The organism is Paenibacillus sp. J22P51, from assembly GCF_059692215.1.
On the sequence record NZ_JCAUAZ010000004.1, the window covers coordinates 122,939 to 148,580 of the forward strand.

The 25,642-nt window shown below is 42.2% G+C and carries 21 protein-coding genes and 1 pseudogene; 17 read left to right on the plus strand and 5 right to left on the minus strand.

The features are described 5' to 3' along the window. Positions 1-365 precede the first annotated feature (365 nt). A complete protein-coding gene (locus AC58QC_RS11485; RefSeq protein ID WP_497415277.1) occupies positions 366-896 on the minus strand; it encodes a hypothetical protein in 531 nt (176 codons plus the stop codon). A gap of 282 nt (positions 897-1,178) precedes the next feature. On the opposite strand from AC58QC_RS11485, the gene AC58QC_RS11490 reads away from it, so the two are divergent. The 6 genes and pseudogenes from AC58QC_RS11490 to AC58QC_RS11515 form a co-directional block, all read left to right on the plus strand. After that, positions 1,179-2,024, plus strand: a complete 846-nt coding sequence (locus AC58QC_RS11490) for a phosphotransferase (protein WP_497415278.1) — start codon at positions 1,179-1,181, stop codon at positions 2,022-2,024. A 143-nt stretch (positions 2,025-2,167) separates the two neighbouring features. Further along, on the plus strand, positions 2,168-2,773 hold the full coding sequence (locus AC58QC_RS11495; protein ID WP_497415279.1) for a stalk domain-containing protein: 606 nt from the start codon (positions 2,168-2,170) through the stop codon (positions 2,771-2,773). Between the two features lie 37 nt (positions 2,774-2,810). Further along, positions 2,811-3,338, plus strand: a complete 528-nt coding sequence (locus AC58QC_RS11500) for an AAA family ATPase (protein ID WP_497415280.1) — start codon at positions 2,811-2,813, stop codon at positions 3,336-3,338. A gap of 51 nt (positions 3,339-3,389) precedes the next feature. Continuing rightward, entirely contained in the window at positions 3,390-3,719 is a 330-nt protein-coding gene (locus tag AC58QC_RS11505; protein ID WP_497415281.1) for a DUF8617 domain-containing protein, read from the plus strand. 242 nt (positions 3,720-3,961) lie between these two features. Continuing rightward, entirely contained in the window at positions 3,962-4,336 is a 375-nt protein-coding gene (locus AC58QC_RS11510; RefSeq protein WP_497415282.1) for a RidA family protein, read from the plus strand. Between the two features lie 87 nt (positions 4,337-4,423). Further along, positions 4,424-4,689, plus strand: a pseudogene (locus AC58QC_RS11515) (NUDIX domain-containing protein); the annotation flags it as partial. Between the two features lie 285 nt (positions 4,690-4,974). On the opposite strand, the gene AC58QC_RS11520 reads toward AC58QC_RS11515, so the two are convergent. Together AC58QC_RS11520 and AC58QC_RS11525 are read right to left on the minus strand one after the other, a co-directional pair. After that, the gene (locus tag AC58QC_RS11520) at positions 4,975-8,565 is read right to left on the minus strand and encodes a glycoside hydrolase family 10-like protein (protein WP_497415283.1); all 3,591 of its coding nucleotides are present in this window, start codon (positions 8,563-8,565) and stop codon (positions 4,975-4,977) included. 240 nt (positions 8,566-8,805) lie between these two features. Continuing rightward, on the minus strand, positions 8,806-9,987 hold the full coding sequence (locus tag AC58QC_RS11525) for a cytochrome P450 (protein ID WP_497415284.1): 1,182 nt from the start codon (positions 9,985-9,987) through the stop codon (positions 8,806-8,808). Positions 9,988-10,282: 295 nt separating this feature from the next. On the opposite strand from AC58QC_RS11525, the gene AC58QC_RS11530 reads away from it, so the two are divergent. The 3 genes from AC58QC_RS11530 (at position 10,283) to AC58QC_RS11540 (ending at position 12,463) form a co-directional block, all read left to right on the plus strand. Continuing rightward, entirely contained in the window at positions 10,283-11,032 is a 750-nt protein-coding gene (locus AC58QC_RS11530; RefSeq protein WP_497415285.1) for a C40 family peptidase, read from the plus strand. A gap of 336 nt (positions 11,033-11,368) precedes the next feature. Beyond that, positions 11,369-12,007 (plus strand): cell wall hydrolase, encoded by a 639-nt coding sequence (locus AC58QC_RS11535; RefSeq protein WP_497415286.1) that lies wholly within the window; start codon positions 11,369-11,371, stop codon positions 12,005-12,007. A 228-nt stretch (positions 12,008-12,235) separates the two neighbouring features. Next, complete coding sequence (locus AC58QC_RS11540; protein ID WP_028554780.1) at positions 12,236-12,463, plus strand: hypothetical protein; 228 nt, start codon at positions 12,236-12,238, stop codon at positions 12,461-12,463. Between the two features lie 772 nt (positions 12,464-13,235). On the opposite strand, the gene AC58QC_RS11545 is transcribed toward AC58QC_RS11540, so the two are convergent. Both AC58QC_RS11545 and AC58QC_RS11550 read right to left on the minus strand, forming a co-directional pair. Beyond that, positions 13,236-14,840 (minus strand): response regulator transcription factor, encoded by a 1,605-nt coding sequence (locus AC58QC_RS11545; RefSeq protein ID WP_497415287.1) that lies wholly within the window; start codon positions 14,838-14,840, stop codon positions 13,236-13,238. 23 nt (positions 14,841-14,863) lie between these two features. Continuing rightward, entirely contained in the window at positions 14,864-16,612 is a 1,749-nt protein-coding gene (locus tag AC58QC_RS11550; protein ID WP_497415288.1) for a sensor histidine kinase, read from the minus strand. Between the two features lie 241 nt (positions 16,613-16,853). Between AC58QC_RS11550 and AC58QC_RS11555 the strand changes: the two genes are divergently transcribed. From AC58QC_RS11555 to AC58QC_RS11590, 8 genes are all read left to right on the plus strand, one after another. After that, entirely contained in the window at positions 16,854-17,813 is a 960-nt protein-coding gene (locus AC58QC_RS11555; RefSeq protein WP_497415289.1) for an ABC transporter permease, read from the plus strand. 12 nt (positions 17,814-17,825) lie between these two features. Continuing rightward, a complete protein-coding gene (locus AC58QC_RS11560; protein WP_497415290.1) occupies positions 17,826-18,692 on the plus strand; it encodes a carbohydrate ABC transporter permease in 867 nt (288 codons plus the stop codon). A 23-nt stretch (positions 18,693-18,715) separates the two neighbouring features. Further along, positions 18,716-20,275, plus strand: coding sequence for an extracellular solute-binding protein (locus AC58QC_RS11565; protein ID WP_497415291.1), 1,560 nt, complete (start codon positions 18,716-18,718; stop codon positions 20,273-20,275). A 48-nt stretch (positions 20,276-20,323) separates the two neighbouring features. Next, on the plus strand, positions 20,324-21,136 hold the full coding sequence (locus AC58QC_RS11570; RefSeq protein WP_497415292.1) for a TIM barrel protein: 813 nt from the start codon (positions 20,324-20,326) through the stop codon (positions 21,134-21,136). An 88-nt stretch (positions 21,137-21,224) separates the two neighbouring features. Then, positions 21,225-22,403, plus strand: a complete 1,179-nt coding sequence (locus tag AC58QC_RS11575; protein ID WP_497415293.1) for a glycerate kinase — start codon at positions 21,225-21,227, stop codon at positions 22,401-22,403. Positions 22,404-22,473: 70 nt separating this feature from the next. Then, entirely contained in the window at positions 22,474-23,184 is a 711-nt protein-coding gene (locus AC58QC_RS11580) for a ThuA domain-containing protein (protein WP_497415294.1), read from the plus strand. Beyond that, entirely contained in the window at positions 23,184-24,338 is a 1,155-nt protein-coding gene (locus AC58QC_RS11585; RefSeq protein ID WP_497415295.1) for a Gfo/Idh/MocA family protein, read from the plus strand. The genes AC58QC_RS11580 and AC58QC_RS11585 overlap by 1 nt, the downstream gene beginning before the upstream one ends. 47 nt (positions 24,339-24,385) lie before the next feature. Then, positions 24,386-25,444: a zinc-dependent alcohol dehydrogenase gene (locus tag AC58QC_RS11590; RefSeq protein WP_497415296.1), complete on the plus strand. Its 1,059-nt coding sequence runs from the start codon at positions 24,386-24,388 to the stop codon at positions 25,442-25,444. Positions 25,445-25,642 lie beyond the last annotated feature (198 nt).

Consider the following 25,642-nt stretch of genomic DNA (forward strand, 5'->3'; position numbering starts at 1 on the left):
CTAAGGACACAAATGTTGCTGGGCGTTGAACGGGAAGGATCACAGGTCTGATTGCTCAAGGCTGCCGGTATTAAGACCCGGCAGCTTTTGCCGCGCTTACGGGCAGTTTAGCGCAACAACGATAGCCAATGTAATAGTAGTTGTGCATAGGACAGATACATGATCATAGCATTAGTGATTATTAGTCTATGGTTATGGTTTGTGTAAATACAAGCTTCTCACCATTTTCACGAGAGCATCTAACAAAAACGGGTTCCTTGCCCCAAATTATCGATACTATTTCTAATTTTCTTTTAATTATTTCTTCTTTTGCGTGCTATTAACATGGACATGAAATACTGTCTCATCCCTCCAAATAATCTGTTTTATCCAGAAACAAAGAATCCAGCGCGGAATAATACATTTTTTTCTACTCGTATTACAAGAACAATTTCTCCTTTGCTTCCTCTTACCGAAACTAGACGATTCTGCGGAAATAACGGGGCAATCAACTTTCGAAGCTGCAAATTATCCCCTGCTCTTGCTGCAAGGATTACTTTTACAGCAAACCTTCTGCACCGAGATATTTTCGTCAGCAAAGGAATAATAAAGGTAGAAGCAAGTTGTAAAACAGTCGAAGTAAGCCGTACATTGTCTCGGTTTGGCTGAATAAAATTCTCGATTGTACCTGCTGGGGATGGGGCGGGAAAAGAAATTTGAAAACCGAATGTATTTGAACCTTCACCAAAAGGGGGAGTGACCACTTGACTAAATAAATTGTGAAGAGCATTCAGATTCGACTGTCGTGTAGCCTGTGTTACTTGAATTGCATATGCCCTGTCGTTCACGATTTTACGGTAGAGAGGTATTGTTTTCTTGGCTGCTTTCCTTATAGCGAAAACGGTTAATTGTGCCAATTTCATCCACTCCTTGGGCGGGTTAGAGTTTGCCTTTGCTATTGTATGATAATCACCCAAACAGAGGCACGGTGTATACCTAAATCGTTCAAGAGAACAATCGCTCGAAGGTTATTCAACTAACGGCGAACGAGAGTTCAATAAACAAAGAGACGGCAGCCATTTAATCGGCTACCGTTATCTCATCTTAAGGGCAGTAATGTTAAATATATCAATTCTATACCTATCAACCCGAGAGTATGCGATATAAAATTAATGGAAGGATTTCAGGAGGTAATAAAAATGAAATTAGGTATAGATGTTAACGAGATAATTAAAGAACTTTGTGAAAAAGGTGTAATTGATCGCTCCACTAAGATTCTTAAAAAGATGAATGGAACTACAGAAGGACTAGTATATACTCTAGCAGTTGACGACAGTCCAAAGTACGTATTTAAACTCGATAACTCAGAAAATATCTTTTTGGTCGAACAATTGCATCAAGCTTATAAAAATAGCGCACTATTACCTAAACTTCTTTATACCGATCCTGCTAAAAAGTTCATTGTATATCTCTATACTGCTGGTACTACGCATTTTAATCGTGGAACAAAAATAAACTGGCTGAGTGCTCTAATCAAAGGGCTTCTGAATCATTACGTAATCTATAAGCAAACGGATAAGTGGGGTTTCTGGTTAGAAGATCCGTGTCAGACTTGGCGTGACTTCATTGATCGAGGGGTGGAATACGCTCGAATCAATGTTGGTAGCCTTTTACCAGTTGAAGATTATCATAAAGTGAAATCTTATGTTGGAAACATATCGACGGGTGAAGGACAAGAAAGGTTTTTGCTTCACGGTGATTGTGGTGTCCATAATTTTGTGTATGATCAAAAAGCATTAAATGGAGTTATCGACCCTTCACCAATTGTTGGACCTGTACTATATGATTTTATTTATGCGTTTTGCTCCTCTCCTGACGATTTGAACCTAGAAACCTTAATTTCAACATTTACTTTGCTAAATCATGAGCCTATTGAGAGATCACGGCTTATCGAAGAAGTAATCATTCAGCTTTATTGTCGCATAGGGATCTGTTTAAAACACCATCCTCATGATTTAGCCGATTACTTAAAGGCTTGGGACTAGTGGAAAGTTCTTGTAAATAGAGTTTGAAATGAGATATATAGAAAAACCAATTGTATTCGAATATCCGGGAATCGGACATTACTTCCGATAATTTCATTATTTTCATCTAATCATTAAGAGTTAAACAGGGGGAGTGGTGTATTTTGAAAAAGGTTCTTCTAGGTCTGATTTGTGGAATTGTTTTAAGCACAACAACTGCTGTATATGCCACAGACACAATTCAAGCGTATTTGTTTCCTGCGAAATTTGTTTTTAATGGACAAAACAAAGAGTTGGATACCAATGAATATGATGTGTTAAATCATAAAGGCCATGTATATGTACCAATTCGTTTTATTACTGAAAGTATGGGAAGTACCGTTGGATACCATGAAATGGGTGGAGATTCCGTCCCTGAAATTACCATAAGTTATCCTACAGAAAGCGGATTATTAATAAAAGATCCGAAAGAAAATCGAGTAAGTATCGGAAATTTGCAGTTTAAAAAAATCGTTAACGATTATCCAACTTATGTAACTGCGCAACTTAAACTTAAGGATTCTCCTTATCCTGTGTCTGCTGTAATTTTCACGTTGTTTTTTTATGATGATAACGGACAATTAATTGAAAAGGGAGACGGTACAGGTCAGATGATGAAATCTGGTGATATCCAGACCGTAACGGTTCATGCAGGGTCATTGAAAAACTATTCGTCCGTAACTCTTATAGTCAATGAAATTAGAGATATTAGTAATGCTGGACACGACTAAGTTATTGATTAAACCCCAACATGAAAAAGGATAGAACATGATAAACAATAAAAAAATCCATATAATTGGATCAACTGGAAGTGGAAAAACATATTTAGCTAGAGAACTTTCGAATAAATTAAATATTCCTTACTATGAATTGGATAGTGTGATGTGGAGTGATTCAGTCGAGTTTAGCGGGAAGAATCCGCCTGAAATAAGAGATAAATTACTGGAAGAAATTATAACTCAAGAACAGTGGATTGTAGAGGGGATTTATTACAAGTGGGTGGCTCGTAGTTTTGAAGAGGCAGATATAATTATTTTTTTAACTCCAAGCCCATCAAAAAGAGCTATAAGAATTATAACCAGATTTATTAAACAGAGAACTGGATTTGAAAAATCAAATTACAAACAAACATTAAAAGGGTTAGTAGATATGCTGAAATGGAATCACAAATTCGATAATGAAAATAAGAAGAAGATATATGAATGCTTAGAAATACATAATAAGAAAATCATTGTAGCAAACAGCAATAAGATGCTACTACAAGCAGACTTTATTGACGGCAGCCCTCTCAGCTAATGGGCAGGATTCCACAATTGATTCAACCACTAAGGAAGGATGGTCATTTGGATGAAATTAATGTGTGAGTGTGGTCATACAATATATGATCAAACTGATTACTTGTCCTATAAGGGATACTTAATATCAGACCAAGATTGGTTTGATTTTTTAGAAGAAATTGATAAAGCGATTGAAGAATCTGGACCGACACCAAAAGATAAAGAAAGAGCATGTATGGAAATTCGTATGTTATCATCGAAATTGAATAAAAAAGTGTATCAATGCCAAAATTGTGGGAATATATTTCTTCAAAATGATTCACGTCAATTTGAAATATTTAAAAGTAATAAAGATAATCCAAACAAGACGTTATTACAATCAGCTAAGGGAGAGAAATAGAAACGTTTCAAATTGTGAGGATAAAATTTTGTAGAGGTTAGAGCTCTTCATGTGGATTAAGCTAACGGGAAACTATAGTTGAATGACAAAGCTGCCGGAACGATCGACAGCTTCGTTACGTTAACGGGCAGATTAATGTAATAGCATCGACTTTTCACTTGGATAAGAAAAATCCCAAATCTTGATTCTATGTGTTAGCATGGAAGAAAAAGGATATACAATAACCTTTGGGAGGTTTTTTTGTGAATGAAGTGATATTTACAAAGAAAGCACAAAATCCTGGCACAATGCCTTATAGCCAAGCAATTAAGTCAGGGAATACAGTATATGTTGCTGGTCAAGGACCCTTTGACCCTGAAACTGGATATTTAGTTGGGACAACCTTGGAAGAACAAGCTATCCGCACATTGGATAATCTACAAGCTATTCTTGAAGAAGCTGGTGCAAAACTCGCGGATGTAGTGAAAGTGACAGTATTTCTTGGAAATGGTGCGGGCTTCGACAGTTTTAATGATATCTATAAGAAATATTTTAAGCAGCCGTACCCTGCAAGGACTATTGCTCATTCGGATATAGGTTTCATGGTTCAAATTGATGCAATTGCTGTAATTAGTTGATGGTAGAGCTATGGTCGACCGTGGCTGTAAGATTGTTCAACTTGAGCTAAACGGTAAACGATAGTTGACGTTTCGGGAGGTGTATTAGTGTTCATTGTAAATGTAGAGGGTGCTATTTATAAAGAAGAAAAATGGTTAATAATTAAACGCGGTAAGAAAGAGGAACATGCAGGTGGTACCCTCTCTCTGGTTGGTGGTAAGGTAGAAATTGAAGCCAATGTGCAAAATATTTGGAGCAAACGATACATAGAGAGATTTTCGAAGAAGTTGGAATAGAAATAAAAGACAAATTGCAATTCGTATACAGCAGCTCGTTTGTGCTGGATAGTGGGAAAAATGTAATAAATGTTGTTGAACGACAAGAACATAGCCGACTCAAACCCGCATAAACCGCGGGTTTTTATTTTCGATCGGACAAGTTCTTGTAGCAGACGAACGACAAGAACTTGACCCTTTTGTCGGTTTATCTCAGCTGACACCTGAAATGAACCGCTCTGAACGGGCAGGATAGTGTGGATGGAGCAATAACATCGATAACCCGGTTTTCTCTTTTAAAGATTCATTTGTAAACACAAAAACTCGAATATTAAACTCCCTTGTTCCAGACGGAACAAGGGAGTTATTAACTATATTACGATTTATTGCAGAGACGCAGCCAAACGGATCAAGACATCAGCCTGGTGGGTCGTCAGCCTTTTGCCCGTTTGTGCCTGCACTTCATTGATGAAAGCATCGTAATTTCCGTGCTCAAGCTTTTTCACAAGCGAGTTCGTAACCCCGTCTGCTCCCGGTCCTGACACAAATGTACGGGTTACGTTCACCACGGAACTAACGGTCGTCTGCACAGTGTACGTAAACGATGCGGATGCTGCGTTGCCCGCAGCATCTTGAACGTCGATGGTCACGACATGCGAGCCAAGACCGAGCTCATAGGCCGGAACATCGACAAGGAGCGCGGTGCACGGATTATAGACGAGGCCCGAAACCGTATCGGAAGCGGTACATTTTATTTGAACGGTTTGGTCTACGGAGTAAGTGGTCCCGCCGTTGATTTGAATCACTGGGGTCGACCGGTCGATGCGAATTTCTGTGCTTTTCGTTTGTTCCACGTTGCCGGCAGCATCCTCGGACCGGTAAAGAAGGTGAGTTTCGCCGTCGGCCTCAACGGTAACAGGCCCGCCGTACGGCCGCCAGCTTGCGCCGTTGTCGGTGCTGTATAGCGTGGAACTGACGCCAGTCAGGTCGTCCGTTGCCGTAAGCTTAACGGTCGCCTCCGAAACGTACCAGCCGTTATGCATCGTTCCTTCAACGGTTGCCGTCGTCACTGGTGCTGTCACATCAAGTACGTTCGTTATCGCAATTGCGTTGCTGGCCGCACTTTCGTTGTGGAGGCGGTCCACAGCGGTAATGACATAAGTATACCGCGCGCTTTCAACGGCAGTCCGGTCGACGAACGATCCCTTCGCGCCCTCCTGCTTGCGGACGGTAGTGACGATCTTCGACGCATCCTGAAGGCTTCCTGCCGTATCGCCTTCGAAACGATAGACAACATAGTAGGCTGCGTCTGCTGTACCATTCGCCCAAGTCAGCACCATGCCAGATGGTTTGCGGATGGCGGAAGCGAGAACAGGGGTGTTCGGCGCTTGATCGTCAAGCCAAGGCATCGCAGGGACAAGTGACGGGTAGCGGTAGAGATCGGTCTTTAACCGGTCCGTAAAGCCCAACGGATTAGCCGGCAGCCATTGGGCACTGAAGAAGATGCTGCCTTTGACGTTGCCGAAATTGCGATTATAGCTTACTTGGTCAGGCATTTCGTTCGGGTTCAGCCAACCCGGATCATTTGAGCCGATGCGGTAGGTGGCCTGGCCGCTGTAGAGGTGAACGTTTTTGCCGGCAACTACGCCGTTCCACCATTCGATCAGCTTGTCGTAGGCGGCTGGCGAATAGCCCATGTACCAATAGATTTGCGGTGTGATGTAATCGATCCACTGCTGGTCAACCCATTTTTTCGAGTCCGCATAGATGGCGTCGTAGCTGCTGAGACCGTTCGTTTCGGAGCCTGCCGGATCTACCCCTTTGTTTTTCCATATGCCGAACGGACTGATACCGAATTTGACGTAGTTTTTCTCCTGCTTGATTGTGGTGCTTATCTCCTGTACGAACGAATTGACGTTGTTACGTCTCCAGTCCGCTTTGCTTGCAAAGCCCGCGCCGTATTTCTGGAAAGCATCCTGGTCGGGGAAGTCGACACCGCTGACCGGGTACGGATAGAAATAATCGTCAAAATGAACTGCGTCGATATCGTAATTTTTCACGACTTCCATAATGCCGTCCTTGATGAATTGCTTCGCTTCCGGAATTCCCGGGTTGAAATACAACTTCCCGCCATACGAAACGACCCAGTCCGGATGCTGGCGCGCAGGGTGATCCGGCACCAGTTTATCGAGACGATCCTCCAGGCTGATCCTGTACGGGTTGAACCAAGCGTGGAACTCCATATTTCGCTTATGTACTTCCTCCAGCATGAACGAAAGCGGGTTATAGCCGGGATCCTTGCCCTGCACGCCAGTCAGCCATTCCGACCAAGGACCGAATTGGGAAGGGTAAAAGGAATCCGCAGTCGGTTTTACTTGCACGATAACCGCGTTGATCCCCGTAGTTTGCAGCTGATCCAGCAGCTTTGTGAAATCGCGCTTTTGCTGCTCCGGGTCCGTTACGCCTTTTTCCGGCCAGTCTATATTGTCGACTGTAGCGATCCACGCCGCTCTCAGCTCAGACTTCGGAATGGCGGCCACTTTGTTCACCACCAAGTAGAAATCGCTCGTTTTCCCGCCATATGTCACGGTAATCCGGGAGGTGCCGAATTTCAGCGCCGTAACAACACCGCTTACACTCACGGAGGCGACCGCTGGGCTGCTGCTCGTATACGTAACGCCGCTTGTCAGCTCAACTTGCTCGGGAAGCCATGTGTAGGTGCCAAGCACCTTCGCCTGCAAGGCATCGCCAACCGTCATCGTGTGGAGCTCTGTCAGTTGGATGCTCTGCAATACCGGTACAGGGGCGTTTACATTCAGCGTATAAGCCGTTGAGACGCCTTTATAGGACATTGTGATCATTGTCGTTCCAGGTTTTACGGCTTTCACCACGCCATCGGCATCGACGGTTGCAACATCAGGAACGCTGCTTTCATACGTTGCTCCGCTCAGTACGGTAACGGGTTCGGTCATGTCTGGGTACACTGCGTACAGGCGAATTTTGTTCGTAGAGCCAGATTCCAGCTTCTCCAAGGAAGATTGCTCTATTCTAGATGGCACGGCTGCGCTTGATGAGACGGTCAGCACGTAGGATGCTTCAGGAGCCGTCCCATAGGAGGCATAGATCGTCGATGTGCCTGACTGCAGCGCCCGGACTGTGCCGTTTGCGTCGACGGTTGCGACCTGCTCGTTGCTACTGCGGAAGGATAGCCCGCTTGTAACGGGGACCGGCTCCGCTGCATTCTGGTAAGTCGCGAATACTTGCGCCTTCTTCGATTCGCCAATCTGAAGAAGAGGCAGATCCGCCAAATCGAGCCCGTAAACAGTCGAATCTGTGTAAAACGCCGTCAGCTGGTCAAAATATAGCGCACCTTTGTTTTTGTTATTGTCTTTTGTCTCCGCGACATAGATTTGATTAAGCTTGACCGGAGCTCTCAGCGAGTTCGGAACGGATACAGTGATGTACTTCCAGCCGGTCCAGTTCAGCCCGTTGCTGCTGGTGAAGTCAAGCGCTGAGACAGTTCCAGCCGAATCTTTGACTTGAGCGCGTAGCCAATGGTTGTTGCCGTCGCCGTACACCCAGAGGCCAAGTTTCTTTGGAAGTCCCTGCAGCGTTCTGCCCGTTGTGCCATCCGGATCCTTGAAGTTGACGTAAGCCGCCGACGTTCCGGTCGTGCCGGTAAAATCGTAGGATAATTTAACAGCATGATAGCCGTAATAAATCGTTTCCGGTCGGCTGATAAGTCCGATGCTTGCCGTCGCCTTCGCCGAGGACGAGAAGAGATTAGCCGTTTGCTCAAAGCCTTCCACACCGGCGGCGGCCTGAACGCCGGCTAGCGCCTGCACATCTGCGCTCAAAGCAGACTCTGTGTCCGCGCTAGCAACGGGTACACCGAACATAATTGTGCTCAAGAACAATAATAAGGCCATGGTAAAAGGGATTGATGCTGTGCGACTTTGATCGGATTTCTTCAATGGGACTCACTTCCTTCTTATTATGTATTCGCTTACATGAAAGCCGAATAAACGCGTCTACTCCTTTCTTCCTTTCTTTTGGCAAATGTTATAAAAAATTCCGGCTGCCTTTAGCATACAAAATAATATTTCAATGTTCAATAATACAAGTGAAATTTTATTTTACTGGATGTTGCTGTAAAGAACAAAAGAATGAATAGAATTCAGAGCTCTTCTCTGAAACTCTATCCATTCTTATTTTCAACCGACTATTACCGGAAGCTCCTTGTATCCGTGTACAAACGTACTCGAAATAAGCCGCAACTCCTTGCGATTATCTAACTTCATCAAGGGCAAGGTCTTCAGTATTTCTGTAATACTTATATTCGCTTCTAATTTGGCAAGCTGTGATCCTAGACAGAAATGTACGCCGCTGCCAAAGGATAGGTAAGGATTCGATGAACGAGAAAGGTTAAATAAATCGGGGTCAGTAAAAACAGTTTCATCTCGGTTAGCAGAACCGATCCAGGCCATAACCTCCTGTCCTTTCTTCAATTTCATTCCTCTTAGCTCAATATCTTCTACAACAAATCGGTTCATACTATGTACAGGGGCGCGGTAACGAAGAACTTCTTCAATGGCAGCAGGAATTAATGAGGGATCCTTATATAATTGATTTAAAATATCGGGGTGCTCAAAAAAGGTAAGCATCGCGTTCGTAATTAAATTTGTAGTCGTTTCATTCCCTGCTACTAGAATTAGAAGACAGAAGCTTAATAAATCTTCGATGCTTAATTGCTCTCCGTTTACTTGGGCCGCTATTAAGGTGGAAACCAAATCATTTTTAGGCTGCCTTCTTCGATGTTCAACTATATTGTGGAAGTATGTACAAAGCTCCGCTACCGCTTTACGTTGTTCGTTAACTAATTTCATCATCTCTTCGGGAGACTGGGAATGTGATCCTGCAACTAAGAGATCGGACCATCTTTTAAATGTTTTACGGTCTTCATTCGGGACTCCGAGCATATAAGCTATGACGATAACCGGCAAAGGATTGGCTATATCTGCGACGATATCGATCTCCTGTTTGCCTTTGACGGTTTCAAGTAATTCCTGTGTTATTTTGGAAATTTGCGGTGTCAGATCTTGTACAGCTTTGGGGGTAAAGGCCTCGCTTACTATGTTGCGGTATTTGCGATGGGTCGGAGGATCCAAGTCTAGTAGAGTAGGCATAAGCCCATTTCTTTGGGAGCTAAAGGATTTGTAGGTTTGAAGCACGGTTTGAACCTCTTCATAACTAAATACGTCCCAGCAATTCCTTTCGGCGTCGAACGCAACAGGAGTTTCACTTCTCATTTTCTTGAACCAGTCGTAAGGTGTAACAGCTTCAGTCAAACCTTTTGGACGAATCAGCAGACCATAACTTGTTTTTTGTTCTCCCATGTACTACCTCCTTGATTTTCGTAAAATATATTACAATACCTAATTTTACCATTGGGTAGTTACAGTTCCAGTGATATTGGTCCTAGTTCTAACAAATTAACTTTGTCACTTGAACGTGACTGCCGTTGGCAGCCCTTCACTCAACTAACGGGCAGTAGAATTGAATAGTTGATGGATAAAATTACCACGCGTTTAAGGCTTCTCTATGAACAATTCCATGCATAAGATTCATCATGGGACAACCGAATGGAAAAACGGTTAAAGCCCAAATACATGCACATGGAAGGAGTTCTCAATGAAGAAAGTATTGATCCTTTGGATAATGGTTCTGTCTCTGTTGATCGGTACAAGCTCGGCTTACGCAGAAACATCCCAATTAACAACCATTGTCGAGAACGTGGAGGTCGGATACGCTTATGAAATCGGTATAAATATAAACGAAACGGGGATCAATTTTCGTTCAGGCCCGGGAACGCAATTCGATCGTATCCGTTATTTTGCTCCAGGAGAAGAATTCAGAGTCATTGAACGTGTAACTGGAACAACATGGGCGAAGGTAAAAGCTGCAGAAGGCGTTGTTGGCTTTGTAACTACCCAACCACAATATACACTCTTTCGAACTGTAAAAGTTATCCCCGCTTGGGAAGTAAAGGCAGAAGCAATCATTGCTACTGGAAAAGAATATCTTGGCATTCCTTATAAATTTGGTGCTGAGTACGAGAATGATGGACTATTTGATTGTTCATCCTTTATGCAATACATTTTTGGTAAACATGGTATTGCTTTACCTCGGACTTCAAAATTGCAAAGCCAAATAGGAAAAACAATTTCATTTGAAAACGCTCGCAAAGGTGACCTGATTTTCTTTGATGTGGTTTCCAGTCGGGAGGGTATAGACCATGTAGGTCTCTATATGGGCACCGACGATCAGGGGCAGGAAATCATGATTCATTCAAACCCAAGCGGTGAAGGCGTGAATATCAAGGCACTGGATCCATTGTGGAAGGGCCGTATAGTCAAGGTGCAGAGACTAATTCAACCCTAGCAGCGATGGGGATTTGATGAATTATACCTAAAATTAATTGTCAACCACCTTTAATATTTATACTTAGACCCTCAGCCCGAAGCTGGTGGGTTTCTTTTTGCTATTGTACTAACGGCGAACGATAGTGGAGGAGCTAGTATATTGGCAGAGCTCTTTTTTGTGATTTGCGACCCTTAATTGGTGTTTCTCCCGAAGTTTATAGGGACAGCTTGGTGCTGTTCCCCATTTTTCGAGCGCGTAAGGCGACATCTTGAGTCGGATCAACACCCCTAAATTTGTAATGCTGCATTCGTTGCCATGTGCGGCGCGTAAAAGGAAGAGGAGGTTATCTTGAACATGAAGAAGAAACTACAAGCTCTTATCTGTGTCTGTTCCCTTGGTATAATGTGGATGGCCGCACCGGTTGGTGCTCAATCGTTAGGACAAGGCACACAAAGTGACCAAGTACTGGATTTGCAAGAACGATTAAGCGCACTCGGTTACTTTAAAACAGGAATTACCGGTTATTACGGTAACCAGACTAAGAATGCTGTAAAGAAATTTCAAGCCAGCTATGGCTTGTCAGTTGATGGTGAAGCCGATTCCTTAACTCTCTCTAAACTAAAAAATACGATTTCACCCAAACAGTCGGTGCTGGACGAAATGGCGCGAATAATTCATTCTGAAGCCCGAGGGGAGTCCTTTTTAGGACAAGTTGCCGTGGGAGCTGTCGTACTTAATCGAGTCCAGTCCGAAAAATTTCCTGATTCCATCACTGAGGTTATTCATCAACCAGGTCAATTTTCAGCCGTTGATGATGGCCAGTTTAACCTTAAACCAAATTTGTCAGCCTACCGCGCGGCAAAAGCCGCTTTGAATGGTTTGGATCCAACAACTGGGGCCCTTTATTTTTACAATCCTGATATTGCCCAGGCATCTTGGAGCAAAAAGAGACCCGCCAAGATTACTATTGGTAATCACGTATTTACCCTTTAATAGTAGATACAATGACAAAAGTCGCGTAAATCGCGGCTTTTTTTGGTTATTAATGACATTAAATAAATGATAGAAGGGATTAACTACATTGAGAAAAGCAAGCTGATAAGGCGGATTAGACGGTGTCACTCATCCCTACGGATTACACAACGCTGCAAGCCACAAAGCGCGGAACAACACCGAATTACTATGTTAGAACTCAAACGAATCTGACTTAGGAGTGTAGTTATGGAGAGTGAAATTGAATTGGCTGTTGAGAAAATTGAGCAATTGAATACGAGAAGTCAAAAAGCAATGATGGAGTTAATCCGAAAAAGCTTGAAAATGAACGATGACGAGTTTAATAAAGAACTGCTGTTAGCCTACGCTCATCAAAATCCAGTTCATATTTTGGAAATCACAATCGCTCTAAAATATGAAGAGATTATTAAAGCTTTACCGGAGCAGTACGTTTAGATTAAAAGCTCCGTAAACTAGAACAAAGCAGTAATGGTAGCATCGTTGTACTGGCAAGCCTGCTGCTGTTGTGAGATGAAACTTAACCTATCGGGTAAGTATTTGGCAAAGGACCAGAAACCGGGACTAACGGATAACGAGAGCTCCATAACAAAGATCAAGCAGGCTGCCGGTGATAAACTCGGTGGCCTGTTGTGCTTACTGGCAGTTTAGTTCATTACTGAAGCTACGGTATTGTAATAATATCCCTAAAGTATATTATGTTGGATTATTAGCAAGAGGAAATGATTATAAAGCTGTCTTGCCCTTAATTTGGGTGCTGAGTTGATTAAATATTTAATGGAGTTTTATCATATGGAGCTGCTTCCGATCACCGCAGCAAAACATGATATCAGCCTGCTTTCGCAAGTGATGGAAGATTGATTTAATAGATTAACCAAAATAAAGAAGCTCACTCCTGACGCAGGAATGAGTTAATTATCGTTGGATCTTCTATTTGTAATTACATGTTTATGTGCTTATTACATAAACCAACATTGTACAAAGTTGAATTGACATAGTAGAAGCCAGATTTGAAAACTGTTTCCTTGGTTGAATAAAATCGTAAATGTACTAAATTACACTGAACACAAAAGTAACTATTCATAATCGACCTCCTTTGTCAGAATTGTTGAACAAGGATTTATTTGTTTTAGTGAATCCTCTGACGACAAACGAAGAGAACCGAGATAATTACACTTCCAAGAGTGACCCAAAGTTAAATGTTACTTACTTACTTTTTCATACTTTGTCTAAATTCGTTTGGTGTCATTCCGGTAATCTTTCTAAATACTGTGCAAAAATGAGGATAATTAATAAAGCCGACTTTTTCGGCTAGTTGGTAATTTTTAAGGCTGGACCCGGTTATATATGTTTTTGCTTTTTCTATTCTTTGCAACGTTAAATAATTAATAAAATTTTCACCCGTTTGCAGTTTGAAAAGTTGGCTTAAATAACTGGAATTCATATGAATATGTTCGGCAATTTTAGTTAAGGTAATGTCTTCATCAAGATGCTGGTGAATGTATTCAATTGCTCTATGGATATCCTCATGTAGGTCTTCCTGAAAGTGAAAATCACTTTTTGGTGTGCGGCTAAAAACTGTTTCAAGGTCCTCAAACCATTCAGTTATGGAGCAATTATCCGACAAAAGCTTCCATTCACGTTGAGTCAAAGGTATGTTCAAATCTTCTAGTAAATGAATAATTTTACTTTTTATAGCTGATGGTTTGGGGTGGTTTTCAACAATGAATCGATTCAGAACCTGCATCCCTTCCATTCGATCATTTACATTGGAACAGGACCATTTTGAACGTAAAACTTTTTCCAATGATGTCCAGTTGAACGAATTACTGATCATTCCACGGTATTCATGATAATATAAGAGTGATTTTTTGGGATTATAGAAGGTTGTTTCCTCGGCACACTTTGCCTCTATTAATTGCTTCTTTAATTGTGTATAGTCCACTCCATATGAGCTTACCCCAATGTTCACATGTACAGAAAAAAATTTTTGAAACCATTGGTTCATTCGATCGTGCACCTGGCGAATCAATGATTCCAAAGCCATTTTGCTGGCTCCTTTGGGAAGTTTAAACACGATAAATTGGGCCCCTGACTGATGAGGGAGTATACCTCCATAACCAATCTCGCGAAAAATTTCGTGTACGGTTTGATTGAACGTAAATTTAATTAATGTGATGTCGTTTTCAGGATATTGTGAAAAAAAGCGGTTCAGCTTCCGAATGGTGACATAAAGCGCTACGATTGTGAAGGGTTGATCTGGCAAATGAGGCTCAGATTCTCCGAAAAGATATTCAATTTCTTTTTCTGACATGTAAAGTCCAGCCATAATATCACGCAGCATTCGCTGGCGAACATCCCATATATGCTGGTCCATGATTCGATCAGCCTGTATTGCCCGGTTGTTCATTTGGTTCTCTTGAATGATGCTATTTTTGCATTTTTCCAACGTTTGTATCATTTCGTGCGTATTCACCGGTGTTTTCAACACATAGGCTAGCGCTCCGAGGCTAACCGCTTCCTGAGCATAAACGAAGTCTTTATGGGCAGTCAAAATGGCAAAACGAACATTGTGAAAATCTCGTTTGATGGCTTTCATCAGTTCGATCCCATTCATGACGGGCATGGAAATGTCAGTAATAATTAAATCCGGCAAGTAAGCGGCACATTTCTCCAAGGCCTGTTGCCCATTTACTGCAGTTGCTACCACCTCCATGCCAAGTTCATCCCAAGGTATTTCCTGCTGAAGTGTAGCCAACACCATGTATTCATCATCGACTAATAAAACTTTAATTTGCATATTCGTAGCGTTCATCTTAGCAAGACCGCCTTTTACATTTACTGAGCTTTCTCAATATGAGTCGTCATAGGAAGCTGAATTTCGATAATGGTACCTTGATTGAGGGTGCTTGTTATAGATAAACCGTATGGATCTCCAAAATACAATTTCAATCGTTCATGAATGTTGCAGATCCCCATATGATAATACCCTTTTTTTTCGTCGTTCCGGGCTTGCGAGAACACTGAGGAGGCTTGTTCTTTAGCCATTCCGACCCCATCATCCGATACTTTGATCACAATGATATTTTCTTTTACTTCACCGCAGATGACAATCGAACCTGAGGTACCTTTAGGTAGAATGCCGTGAAATAGTGCATTTTCAATCAGGGGCTGTATCGTAAGCTTTGGTATTAAAGCGTTCAACAGCGAGTCATCGATATCGTATTCTACGAAAAAGGTATCCGGATAACGAACAGATAGTAAATAAGCATAATGTCTGATTCCTTCGATTTCTTGGCTTATGGCAACATGCTCGTCGACTTTATCTAAATGAAAATGAAGTAAATGGACTAAACTGGTAATCATATGATCCACATCGTTCGTTTTCCCGTGTTTGGCCAAATAACTAACCGAATTTAGAGTGTTATAAAGAAAATGAGGTTGGATTTGAGATTGAAGCACCTTCAGCTCATAATACTTTTTTCTTTTCTCGGTGTATATTAATTCATCCATTAGTATTTTTACTCGTTTTACCATGCTGTTAAAGGTTCCGACCAGAATGCCTAATTCATCCCGATAAGGTAAAGAGATTTGGGTCTGGAAATCACCAAGGCTCACTTTTTTCATTTGTGTGATCAGTTTTTTCATCGGACGGGTAATGTATCGGGCTAAATAATAAGAAATGACAAGCGATAAGACTAGTCCTAACAGGCTAATGATTATGGCAAAAGTATGCAGGAAGCGTATAGACTTGATCAATTGTTCTTCTTTGACCACGGCGAAAATTTGCCAGCCCCAAAGGTTGTTAGTGGTCCTTGCTATGAAAAACGGGTTCCCTGCTTGATCGATCTCCGTCCATTCGTTGAGATTAGTATTTATGATGGTATTTTCCGGTAAACCTGTAATATAATATTTTCTTTCAAATACGTTATACCCAATATAAGAGCTATTGATGGATAAAGGGTGGTTTTGTCGACTGAGAATCAATAAATCTTCCTTCGAATCAAAAATGCTATTCTTCGGATTGGCAATGATATTGGAGAGATCCAAATCAGCCGCCAACACCCCGACAGTTGCCCCTTTAGAGTCCAAGAGCTTGACGGTAACCGTCACCGTATAGTCGGAAACTAAAGAGTTGTAAGGCTCCGTCCATAGAAAGGAAGAGTCGCTTAAAATGGTACGCCGATAAGTATCTTCAGTCTGAATTTTATTGCCGATATCCCATAAATAGGCTGATGTTCCGTCCACATGTTGATCTTGGGATATGATGTAAATGTTTTTGATATCCTGATTCCACTGAAGTTTATAGTTCTCTAACAGCTTTATGATTTCCTGATGTTCACTAGAAATCAAACGGCTATCTTTTGATAAAAATAGCATCATTTTTTGAATGTCTTTCATGAATTGATTCAAGTAAACGTTCGTACGTTCCAAGGACTGGGTGACATAAACGGTTTGCTGTTTTTTAAATTGACTTTTTACATATTCTTGTGAGACATATCCAAGCAAGAAGATCAGGATGGACATGGAAAGGAAGCTTAATATAAAGATTTTGATCGTGATATTTAAATGCAGTCTAACTCGCATAATGTAGCGCTCCTTTTCTAAGTATGCCAATTATATCTCATATCTCAGTAGAAAAGCTTTTTGTCCTTTTGGTAAAAGATTCATTTTTTTTTGTTTTAAGTGGGATCGATCGATGGCTAATCTAAAAATAACGAAGTATTTTCTATAAAATATGAACGCTAATACTTCGCTACTGATGCTAAAATTGGTCTTGTTCGTAACACCAAAAATTACAGGAGGACTTTATGAACAGGAGGACTTTATGAGTGGAAGTGCTACACAGAAAATAAGCAACTTATCTACTAGGGGGAAAGGTGGTCCTAACTTTTTAAAAATATTGTATAAATATCGATATCGATATCTTTTCATTTTCCCAGGGCTTCTTTATATCCTGCTATTTAAATATGGATCGATGTATGGGATTATCATTTCTTTTCAGGACTATAAGCCCTTTAAAGGAATAAGCGGTAGCAGTTGGGTAGGCTTCAAATGGTTTATGGAATTTTTTCGTGATCCCGATTTTTGGCGATTAGTTAAGAATACAATTGTCATCAGCGTCTTAAAAATCATCTTTGGAATGATTCCCGATGTCATTCTTGCTTTACTACTGAACGAAATTAGAAAAGTATGGTTTAAGAGAGTCATTCAGACGTTAACTTACATGCCTCACTTTTTATCTTGGGTTATCATTTACGGATTGGTCATCGCTTTCCTGTCGCCTACAACTGGATTGATTAATTTCGTATTAAAAGACTGGGGTATGGACCCCATTCAATTTCTGACTTCAAACGGCTGGTTTCGATGGATACTGGTTTTCTCAGATATGTGGAGGGATGTGGGTTGGGGGGCAATTATTTATTTGGCTGCCTTAACGTCGATTGACATGCAGCTGTACGAGGCGGCAGTCATGGACGGTGCTGGCAAATGGCGCCAGACCTGGCATATTACCCTTCCGGGAATCCGTAATGTTATTGTTTTGATGCTGATCTTAAGAATAGGAAATATATTAGATGCGGGTTTCACGCAAATTTACGCCATGTACAATCCTCTTGTATACGAAACTGCAGATATTATCGATACATGGGTTTATAGAGCGGGAATTGCGGAAAATCGCTTCAGTCTAGCAACCGCTGTTGGGTTGTTCAAATCCGTTATCGGGTTATTCCTTGTCGTTGGAGCGAATAAATTGGCGAAAAAATATGGAGATTCCGGAATATGGTAAGGGGGGATGAAGTTGAAATTAACATGGGGTCGGATCGTTTTCAATATCTTTAATTATTTCTATCTGACTATTGCAGGGGTTGCCGCACTATTTCCTTTGGTATATGTTTTTTCCGTATCGTTGACCCCTTATACGGAATTAGTAAAGAACGGCGGTTTTGTTATCATTCCCAAACATGCTACTTTTGAGGCATATAGGGAACTTTTTGGAAACGAATTGATACCGAGAGCATTCATGAACTCTGTTTTTATTACAACTACCGCCACCATCCTAGGGCTGTTACTTACCATACTGCTTGCCTACGGTCTGGCGAAAAAATCACTTCCCGGCAGAAATGTCATTATATTTATTTGTTTCTTCACAATGATTTTCCAGGGAGGGCTCATCCCTCAATTCATGCTGGTTAAATATCTAGGCTTGCTTGACACATACGGTGCCCTGATCTTCCATGGAACCGTCAGCATTTTTAATTTGCTAGTGATGAAAAGCTTTTTTGAGGAGTTGCCGCTGGAATTGGAAGAGGCGGCCATGATCGACGGTGCCTCGGAATTAAAAATTTTATACAAAATCGTAATTCCGCTATCAATGCCGGCCATCGCCACGATTGGGTTGTTTTATGCGGTATATCACTGGAACACCTTTTTTGAAGCCATCCTCTATATATCGGACGTTAAGAAACATCCTTTACAGGCGGTATTACAAACGATGCTGAATGTTCCAGATGCATCTGAGGTGGGGGCTGATATTAGCAGCTTGATTCCTACGGAGGCGTTAAAAATGGCTGCCGTCATGATTACGGTTGTTCCCATATTAATGATTTATCCATTCTTGCAAAGGCATTTTACGAGTGGAGTATTACTTGGTTCAGTCAAAGGCTGATTACAATCGAAAAGAGGGATTCTATGAGAAGTTTACTTATGCGTTTGTTAACATTTAGCTTAATCCTTGTTATAATCTCTGGTTGTGCTAAGGAAGCCCCGAAAAATGCGGGTGAAGTAGGGGGCAATAAAGCTTCCACACCGATAGACATTGAAGTGGAAAGATGGTTTCCGATTAATGTGGATTTTCCCGCACCGGACAAAGATGTTGTACTACAGCAAATTAAAAAAGACCTTAACATTAATCTGAAGTACGGTTTCTCATCCGGCAAATCGGACGACTGGAGAGCCAAACTGGGGGCACGCGTAGCTGCCAACGATCTGCCGGATGCGATTATGTTCTTTAATTTTAAAGATTATTTAAAGGCACAATCCGAGGGTTATATTATTCCATTAAACGATGTGCTTACATTGAAAAATGCGCCTTCCAACATGGGATATCTGACTCAGGGTATGCTCAATATCATGTCTGATGCAAATGGCAATTATCATGGATTGCCTGTGAGGGTACCGCCTGGGCAATCTGCTCTCTATATTCGCAAGGATTGGTTGGATGCGCTCGGACTTCCGATGCCGAAAACAACCGAAGAACTGAAAAATGTAATGACCGCCTTCGCTAAGAACGATCCGGATAAAAACGGCAAGAACGACACCTTTGGCTTAAGTGCAACGGGTTCTTGTTCCACATGTCAGGCTTTTGCCCAACTGATCTCCGCCTTTACCGGCAATACGGATGCCAAGTATTACGTGGATGAGAGCGGGAAATTAAAAGGAGGACCTATAAGCCCTGAATTCCGAAATTATTTGGGATACATGCAGGGAATGGTGAAAACGGGAGCTATTGATCCTGATATCGTGACGAACAATGCAGACCGTGTCATCCAAAAGGCAGAGCAAGGGCAGATCGGCATATTCGTAAATAACGGCTACCCGGTAGAAATCGTTAAAAATATGAAAAAAATCAATCCAAAGGCAGAGCTTGTCTATTTACCTCCGGTTACGGGACCTGCCGGGATTGGATTTAATAATGGTAACAGTAATACCCCAGGCGGCGTATTGGGGATTACAACCAAAGCTGGAAAGGATCCTGAAAAAGTAAAGCGGATCATCGAGCTGTTCAATTGGATGAACGGGGGAGCTGGAGAACAGTTGCTGCTATACGGCGTCGATGGGGTCAACCATAAAAAAGTCGATGGAAAGACCGAGATCATATCTGGGAAACAAAATGACTATTTAGGCGCTTATTCTTTAACCGGTGAAGCACCTATCAAAATGAGAGATCCTGACGTATTAAAAGCTTACTTCCCTGATCCTGTCATCTATGACCAGCAAAAGCAGCTATTAAGCGAGGTTCAACGAAACGGTAATGTTTACAAAATGGGATACGCGAAGGATCATTCCGAAATTTCAGCGGGATTAGACAAATATGTCGAGGAAATGGTCTTTAAATTTATGTACTCGAATGCATCGCTTGATGACGCTGGATGGAATGAATTTATTAGTAACTACAACGAGAAATATAAGGGCAATCAGCTCAGAGATTACATGATGAAAGATTTGCAAAAATCCAGCGTTCTAAAATAGGATCGAATCGTAAGCATTAAGATTTGCAAAATGGGAGGGTGTTACACGATGAAATTGTCAACGCAGGATAAACCCTTCTTTCCTTATTCTCTGGAAGAAAAATTCGAGACTGTACAATCTATGGGCTTCGAGGCTTTCGAAATTGACGGTAAGCTTTTGACGGAACGATTCGATGAAGTGAAAAGAGCCGTAGCCGCAACAGGTCTTCCCGTAGTTACAGCTTGCGGGGGATATCGCGGCTGGATCGGTGATTTCAATGAGGAGAAGCGTCAACAAGCAATTACCGATATCGGTGAAATCTTACGGCGCTTATCCGATATCTCAGGGAAAGGGATTGTCGTCCCTGCCGCATGGGGGATGTTCTCCAAGCGATTACCGCCGCTAATTTCTCCACGCTCTGAAGAGGAAGACCGGAAAGTCCTATTGGATTCTCTGGACAAAATCAACAGAATAGCCGAACAAACGGGTACAAATCTTTACTTGGAACCGCTAAATCGTTACGAGGATTATATGATTAATACCTTGTCCGATGCCGTCAAGCTTATTGAGGCGGGGGGATTCTCACGAGTGAAGGTGATTGCGGATTTTTTTCATATGAATATTGAAGAACGTGACATTGCGGAAAGCATCCGGACTGTAAAGGAACATCTCGGTCATGTGCATCTCGCCGACAGCCACCGTTTCCAGCCAGGGGATGGACATATGGATTTCATTTCGGGATTCAACGCTTTGAGGGAAATCGGATATAACGGATTCTTGACATTTGAATGCCGTGTTTTGGGACAGCCAGAGGATACTCTTTACCGGCAGTCGGTCCAATATATTAAATCTTGCCTAGAGGCGACAAGCAGACATAATTAAATACATTTATGGTTTTCTGAATGGGATTGTATGGATTTCTTGTACAATCCTAATTCCCTGCCCGAATTTATAAGGACGGTGGATTAATTTGAATCGTGCGGATGGAATGAAAATTATAGTTGCACCTGATTCCTATAAAGGGAGTCTAAGTGCCAAGGACGTCGCGTTCTGGATTGAACAAGGAATAAGAGATGTGATGCCCGAAGCAGAGGTGATCCGAATCCCGCTTGCCGATGGGGGAGAAGGAACGACGGATGCAATTGTAAGCGCAACAGAAGGACAACTTCATCGGGTTGATGTAATCGGACCTTTGGGTGAACCCGTGACGGCAGTTATCGGAATACTCGGGGACGAGAGAACAGCCGTTGTTGAAATGGCGGAGGCGTCTGGGTTGATGCTTGTTCCGAAACAGCGATTAAATCCATTAATGACGACGACGTATGGTACTGGTCAATTAATTAAAGCGGCCCTTGATAAGGGATGCTGCAAAATCATTATCGGCATTGGTGGCAGTGCAACAAACGACGGTGGAGTGGGAATGGCTCAAGCCTTAGGCGTTCACTTTTACGATGCATTTGATCAAGAAATTTCGTTTGGCGGCGGTCAACTGGGACATATCAACCGCATTGACATGTCGGGCATCGACCCGCGTATCGCCGGTTGCGAGATTATTATTGCCAGCGACGTGACCAATCCGCTGTGTGGCCCGGAGGGCGCTTCAGCTGTATTTGGTCCGCAGAAAGGCGCTACCAAAGAAATGGTGGAGATCCTTAACCGGGGCTTACTGCATCTGAGTGCATTAATCCAGGAACAATTGGGTTTAGACATAACGAATGTCAAGGGAGCGGGAGCTGCTGGAGGATTAGGCGGAGGTTTGATGGCCTTTCTTTCCGCGACCATGGCTAGTGGAATTGATATCGTATTGGAAGCCGTCAAATTCGAAAAATGGGTGGAGCAAGCTGATCTTGTCATTACGGGCGAAGGACGCACCGACTTACAGAGCAGTTATGGCAAGAGTCCTATTGGTGTAGCAAGGGTGGCAAAAAAATGGAATAAACCTGTCATTTGCATTTCCGGAGGGATCACGTGCGATGTGGATTCGTTGTACGATCTAGGATTGGACGTGATTATCGGCGCAGCCCAATCTCCTATGACACTTGATGAGGCTATAAGCAGAGCCCCTGAATTAATTCGTCATGCCACTACTTCCATTATTAGGACAATACTTCTCGGCTCCTCGCGAAGAGTAAATGTTGATGCAGTTTAAAAGTTTAGAAACATGGAATATATTAAATGTCCCAGGGGCTGCAGCTAATAATCAAAAGGAGGAAAAATCATTGAATATTGTCGTTTGGAATGAATATCGACATGAAAAATCGAACGGGGCTGTAGCTGCAATTTATCCGGATGGCATCCATACGGTGATTGCACAAGCTTTGCGACAAGAAGGTGTAAATGTCAAGACGGCCACTTTGGATGAGGATGAGCATGGTCTTACGGATAAGGTTCTTAGTGAAACGGATGTTTTGATTTGGTGGGGACATAAAGCACATGAAGAGGTACAAGATACGATTGTGCAAAAAATATATAAACGGGTTCTCGAAGGCATGGGAATGATTGTTCTTCATTCCGGTCATTTTTCGAAAATTTTCAAAAAATTAATGGGTACCTCCTGTGATTTGAAATGGCGGCAAGTTGGTGAAAAAGAGCGATTATGGGTCATTAATCCTAGCCATCCGATCGTTGAAGGAATAGGTGAATATATTGAGCTAGAGAAAGAGGAAATGTATGGGGAGTTTTTTGACATTCCAGAGCCGGAAAGCACAATTTTTCTTAGCTGGTTTGCAGGTGGGGAAGTTTTTAGGAGCGGATGTACGTATACACGCGGCAAAGGGAAGATTTTTTATTTTCGACCTGGGCACGAAACGTATCCAACCTATCATAACTCACAAATCATGAAAGTAATCGCAAATGCCGCTCAGTGGGTTGCTCCAACAGATGGACCTTCCATTCAATTTGGCAAAACGGTACCCTTGGAGAAGCTGTAATGAAGGTCATTAATATCGGGATTATCGGAACAGGTTTTTCAGCACAAGCTCATATTGAAGCGATTCGGCGTATTCCTTATTTACAAGTAAAAGCTATTGCGGCTAGCAGTTTGGAGAAAGCGCAGCAAGTAGCTGAAGAATATGGAATTCCAAAGGCATATGGGAATGCGAGTGAACTCATTCAAGACAACGACGTTATGGCCGTTCACAACTGCACGCCAAACTATGTGCATTATGACATTAATCGCGAGGTTCTATTAGCGGGAAAGCATATATTATCTGAAAAACCTTTAGGGATGGACAGTGTCCAGACAAAAGAGCTCGCCTTATTGGCTCAAAGTAGTATGGGAATTAGCGGTGTAGCATTCAATTATCGTCATTATCCACTGATTGCAGAAATCAAACATAAGCTCAGTACGCAGAAATATGGCAAAGTAAACCTGGTCTATGGCTGCTTTTTACAGGATTGGTTGTTAAACAATACGGATTACAATTGGCGACTAGAGCCGAAATATAATGGTGCTTCACGCGCTTTAGCAGACATAGGCTCCCATTGGTGTGATACGGTCCAATACGTATTAGGTAAAAAAATTGTAAAAGTATTTGCTGATTTGAAGGTCGTTCATCCTGTTCGGTTAAAGCCGAATAAAAAAGCGAATACCTTCGAGGTGCATTCGGAGATGGAGTATGAGGAAATTTCTATGGAAACGGAAGACTATGGAAGCGTACTCGTTCATTTTGAAGATGGTATTCAAGGAGTATTTACAATCTCACAAGTGAGTGCCGGTCGAAAAAACAAGCTGTTCTTTGAAATTGCCGCGGATAAAGGGTCATTAGCTTGGAATCAAGAACAACCCCATTCACTATGGATTGGTCAACGAGATCAAGCGAGTCAAGAACTGATCTCTGACCCGCGAATACTTTCTGAATCGGCTTCCAAGCTTTTACATTATCCTGGCGGGCATCAAGAAGGCTGGCCGGATGCTTTAAAAAATATGTTGATTGATTTTTATGCTGTAATTCGAAGTAAAATGGCGAATGAATCATTACCCATCCGGTCATTTGCCAACTTTGAAGAAGGAAATCAGATAATGAATGTCTTGGATGCTATTCTAGAGAGTCATCGAAAGCAGCAATGGGTGAAAATTAATTAACCTGTATCAGTGATAAATATCTATATAAAATGATTAGGAGGCACCAAATGCCAAAGCAGCTAGTCGCAACAGCCCCACGTAAAGCAGAATTATTAAACTATGAGGAAGCTCCACTCGGTTCAGGTCAAGTTAGAGTTCAAGTTGAATATGCGTCTCCAAAGCACGGATCTGAATTGGCTGATTTTCGCGGAGAACGTAACCAGATGGAAACCGTTTATGATCATGAATGGCATGCATTTATGCCCAACCAAGCTGAGGTTGTAGGAACTCGATTTGGTAATTGGAATATTGGAAATCAATGGGTAGGCCGAATTACGGAAATCGGACCTGAAGTCCAAGGGTATAAAGTTGGAGAACGATTGTGTGGTTATGGCGGCATTCGAGAATCGCATGTGGTAAACACAATCAACCCTAAGCGGTTAATGAAAATGCCCGAAGAAATGTTGTGGAAAAATGCAGTATGCTTCGACCCCGCCCAATTTGCTTTAGGCGGCATTCGAGATGGACAAGTGAAGCTGGGAGATCGAGTGGCTATTTCTGGACTTGGTGCCATAGGCGCCATTGCGGCTCAAATGGCTAAGTTGGCTGGTGCCAGCTACGTTGCCGTTATCGACCCCATCCAGAAAAGAAGAGAAGCTGCGATCCGTGCAGGAGCAGATGAAGCATTTGATCCTTTGTCTCAAGATGTTGGGTTGGAACTGAAAAAATCGACCGACAAGCTAGGTGTCGATGTTATCATCGAAACAAGTGCAAATGAACATGCTCTACAAGCTTGCTTACGAGGATTAGCCTATGGGGGAACGATAGCGTTTGTTGGCTGGGCGAGACCATTCAAAGGCGGGTTAAACTTTGGTATGGAAGCACATTTTAATAATGCGAAAATTGTTTTTTCCCGAGCTTGCAGTGAGCCCAACCCGGATTATCCGCGTTGGAGCTGGAAACGAATTCAAGAGGTGTGTTGGAGTTTGTTGGAATCGAATCAGGTGAATTGTGAAGAAATAGTTGATCCTGTCATTCCTTTTTCAGAAGTTGCAGACGGATACGAGGAATATGTAGATCGCTCACCAGAAAAAAGCATTAAATTAGGCGTAACCTTTAAGGCTTAATTTTTTGGACGATAGGCAACAAAGAAAGGGTGGGTGATGTGTCAGAAGGTGCAATGGATTTAATCTATGACGTGAGATGAATTGCAAAAATCGATTGAGCTAACGGGAAATAATAGCTTAACCAGACATGAACATGAGGACAATCCTCTATATTTCTTGGTACGAAATGCGCCCCGCCACCAAAGGACGACGTAGCCG

What these genes read in the sequence shown, in the direction of transcription:
- AC58QC_RS11525 (WP_497415284.1), bottom strand. Translation starts at nt 9,987, where the DNA reads ATGGGAGAACAAAAAACAAGTTATGGTCTGCTGATTCGTCCAAAAGGT.
- AC58QC_RS11555 (WP_497415289.1), top strand. Translation starts at nt 16,854, where the DNA reads ATGAGTGGAAGTGCTACACAGAAAATAAGCAACTTATCTACTAGGGGG.
- AC58QC_RS11540 (WP_028554780.1), top strand. Translation starts at nt 12,236, where the DNA reads ATGGAGAGTGAAATTGAATTGGCTGTTGAGAAAATTGAGCAATTGAAT.
- AC58QC_RS11590 (WP_497415296.1), top strand. Translation starts at nt 24,386, where the DNA reads ATGCCAAAGCAGCTAGTCGCAACAGCCCCACGTAAAGCAGAATTATTA.
- AC58QC_RS11545 (WP_497415287.1), bottom strand. Translation starts at nt 14,840, where the DNA reads ATGAACGCTACGAATATGCAAATTAAAGTTTTATTAGTCGATGATGAA.
- AC58QC_RS11535 (WP_497415286.1), top strand. Translation starts at nt 11,369, where the DNA reads ATGAAGAAGAAACTACAAGCTCTTATCTGTGTCTGTTCCCTTGGTATA.
- AC58QC_RS11505 (WP_497415281.1), top strand. Translation starts at nt 3,390, where the DNA reads ATGAAATTAATGTGTGAGTGTGGTCATACAATATATGATCAAACTGAT.
- AC58QC_RS11500 (WP_497415280.1), top strand. Translation starts at nt 2,811, where the DNA reads ATGATAAACAATAAAAAAATCCATATAATTGGATCAACTGGAAGTGGA.
- AC58QC_RS11585 (WP_497415295.1), top strand. Translation starts at nt 23,184, where the DNA reads ATGAAGGTCATTAATATCGGGATTATCGGAACAGGTTTTTCAGCACAA.
- AC58QC_RS11490 (WP_497415278.1), top strand. Translation starts at nt 1,179, where the DNA reads ATGAAATTAGGTATAGATGTTAACGAGATAATTAAAGAACTTTGTGAA.
- AC58QC_RS11570 (WP_497415292.1), top strand. Translation starts at nt 20,324, where the DNA reads ATGAAATTGTCAACGCAGGATAAACCCTTCTTTCCTTATTCTCTGGAA.
- AC58QC_RS11550 (WP_497415288.1), bottom strand. Translation starts at nt 16,612, where the DNA reads ATGCGAGTTAGACTGCATTTAAATATCACGATCAAAATCTTTATATTA.
- AC58QC_RS11565 (WP_497415291.1), top strand. Translation starts at nt 18,716, where the DNA reads ATGAGAAGTTTACTTATGCGTTTGTTAACATTTAGCTTAATCCTTGTT.
- AC58QC_RS11530 (WP_497415285.1), top strand. Translation starts at nt 10,283, where the DNA reads ATGAAGAAAGTATTGATCCTTTGGATAATGGTTCTGTCTCTGTTGATC.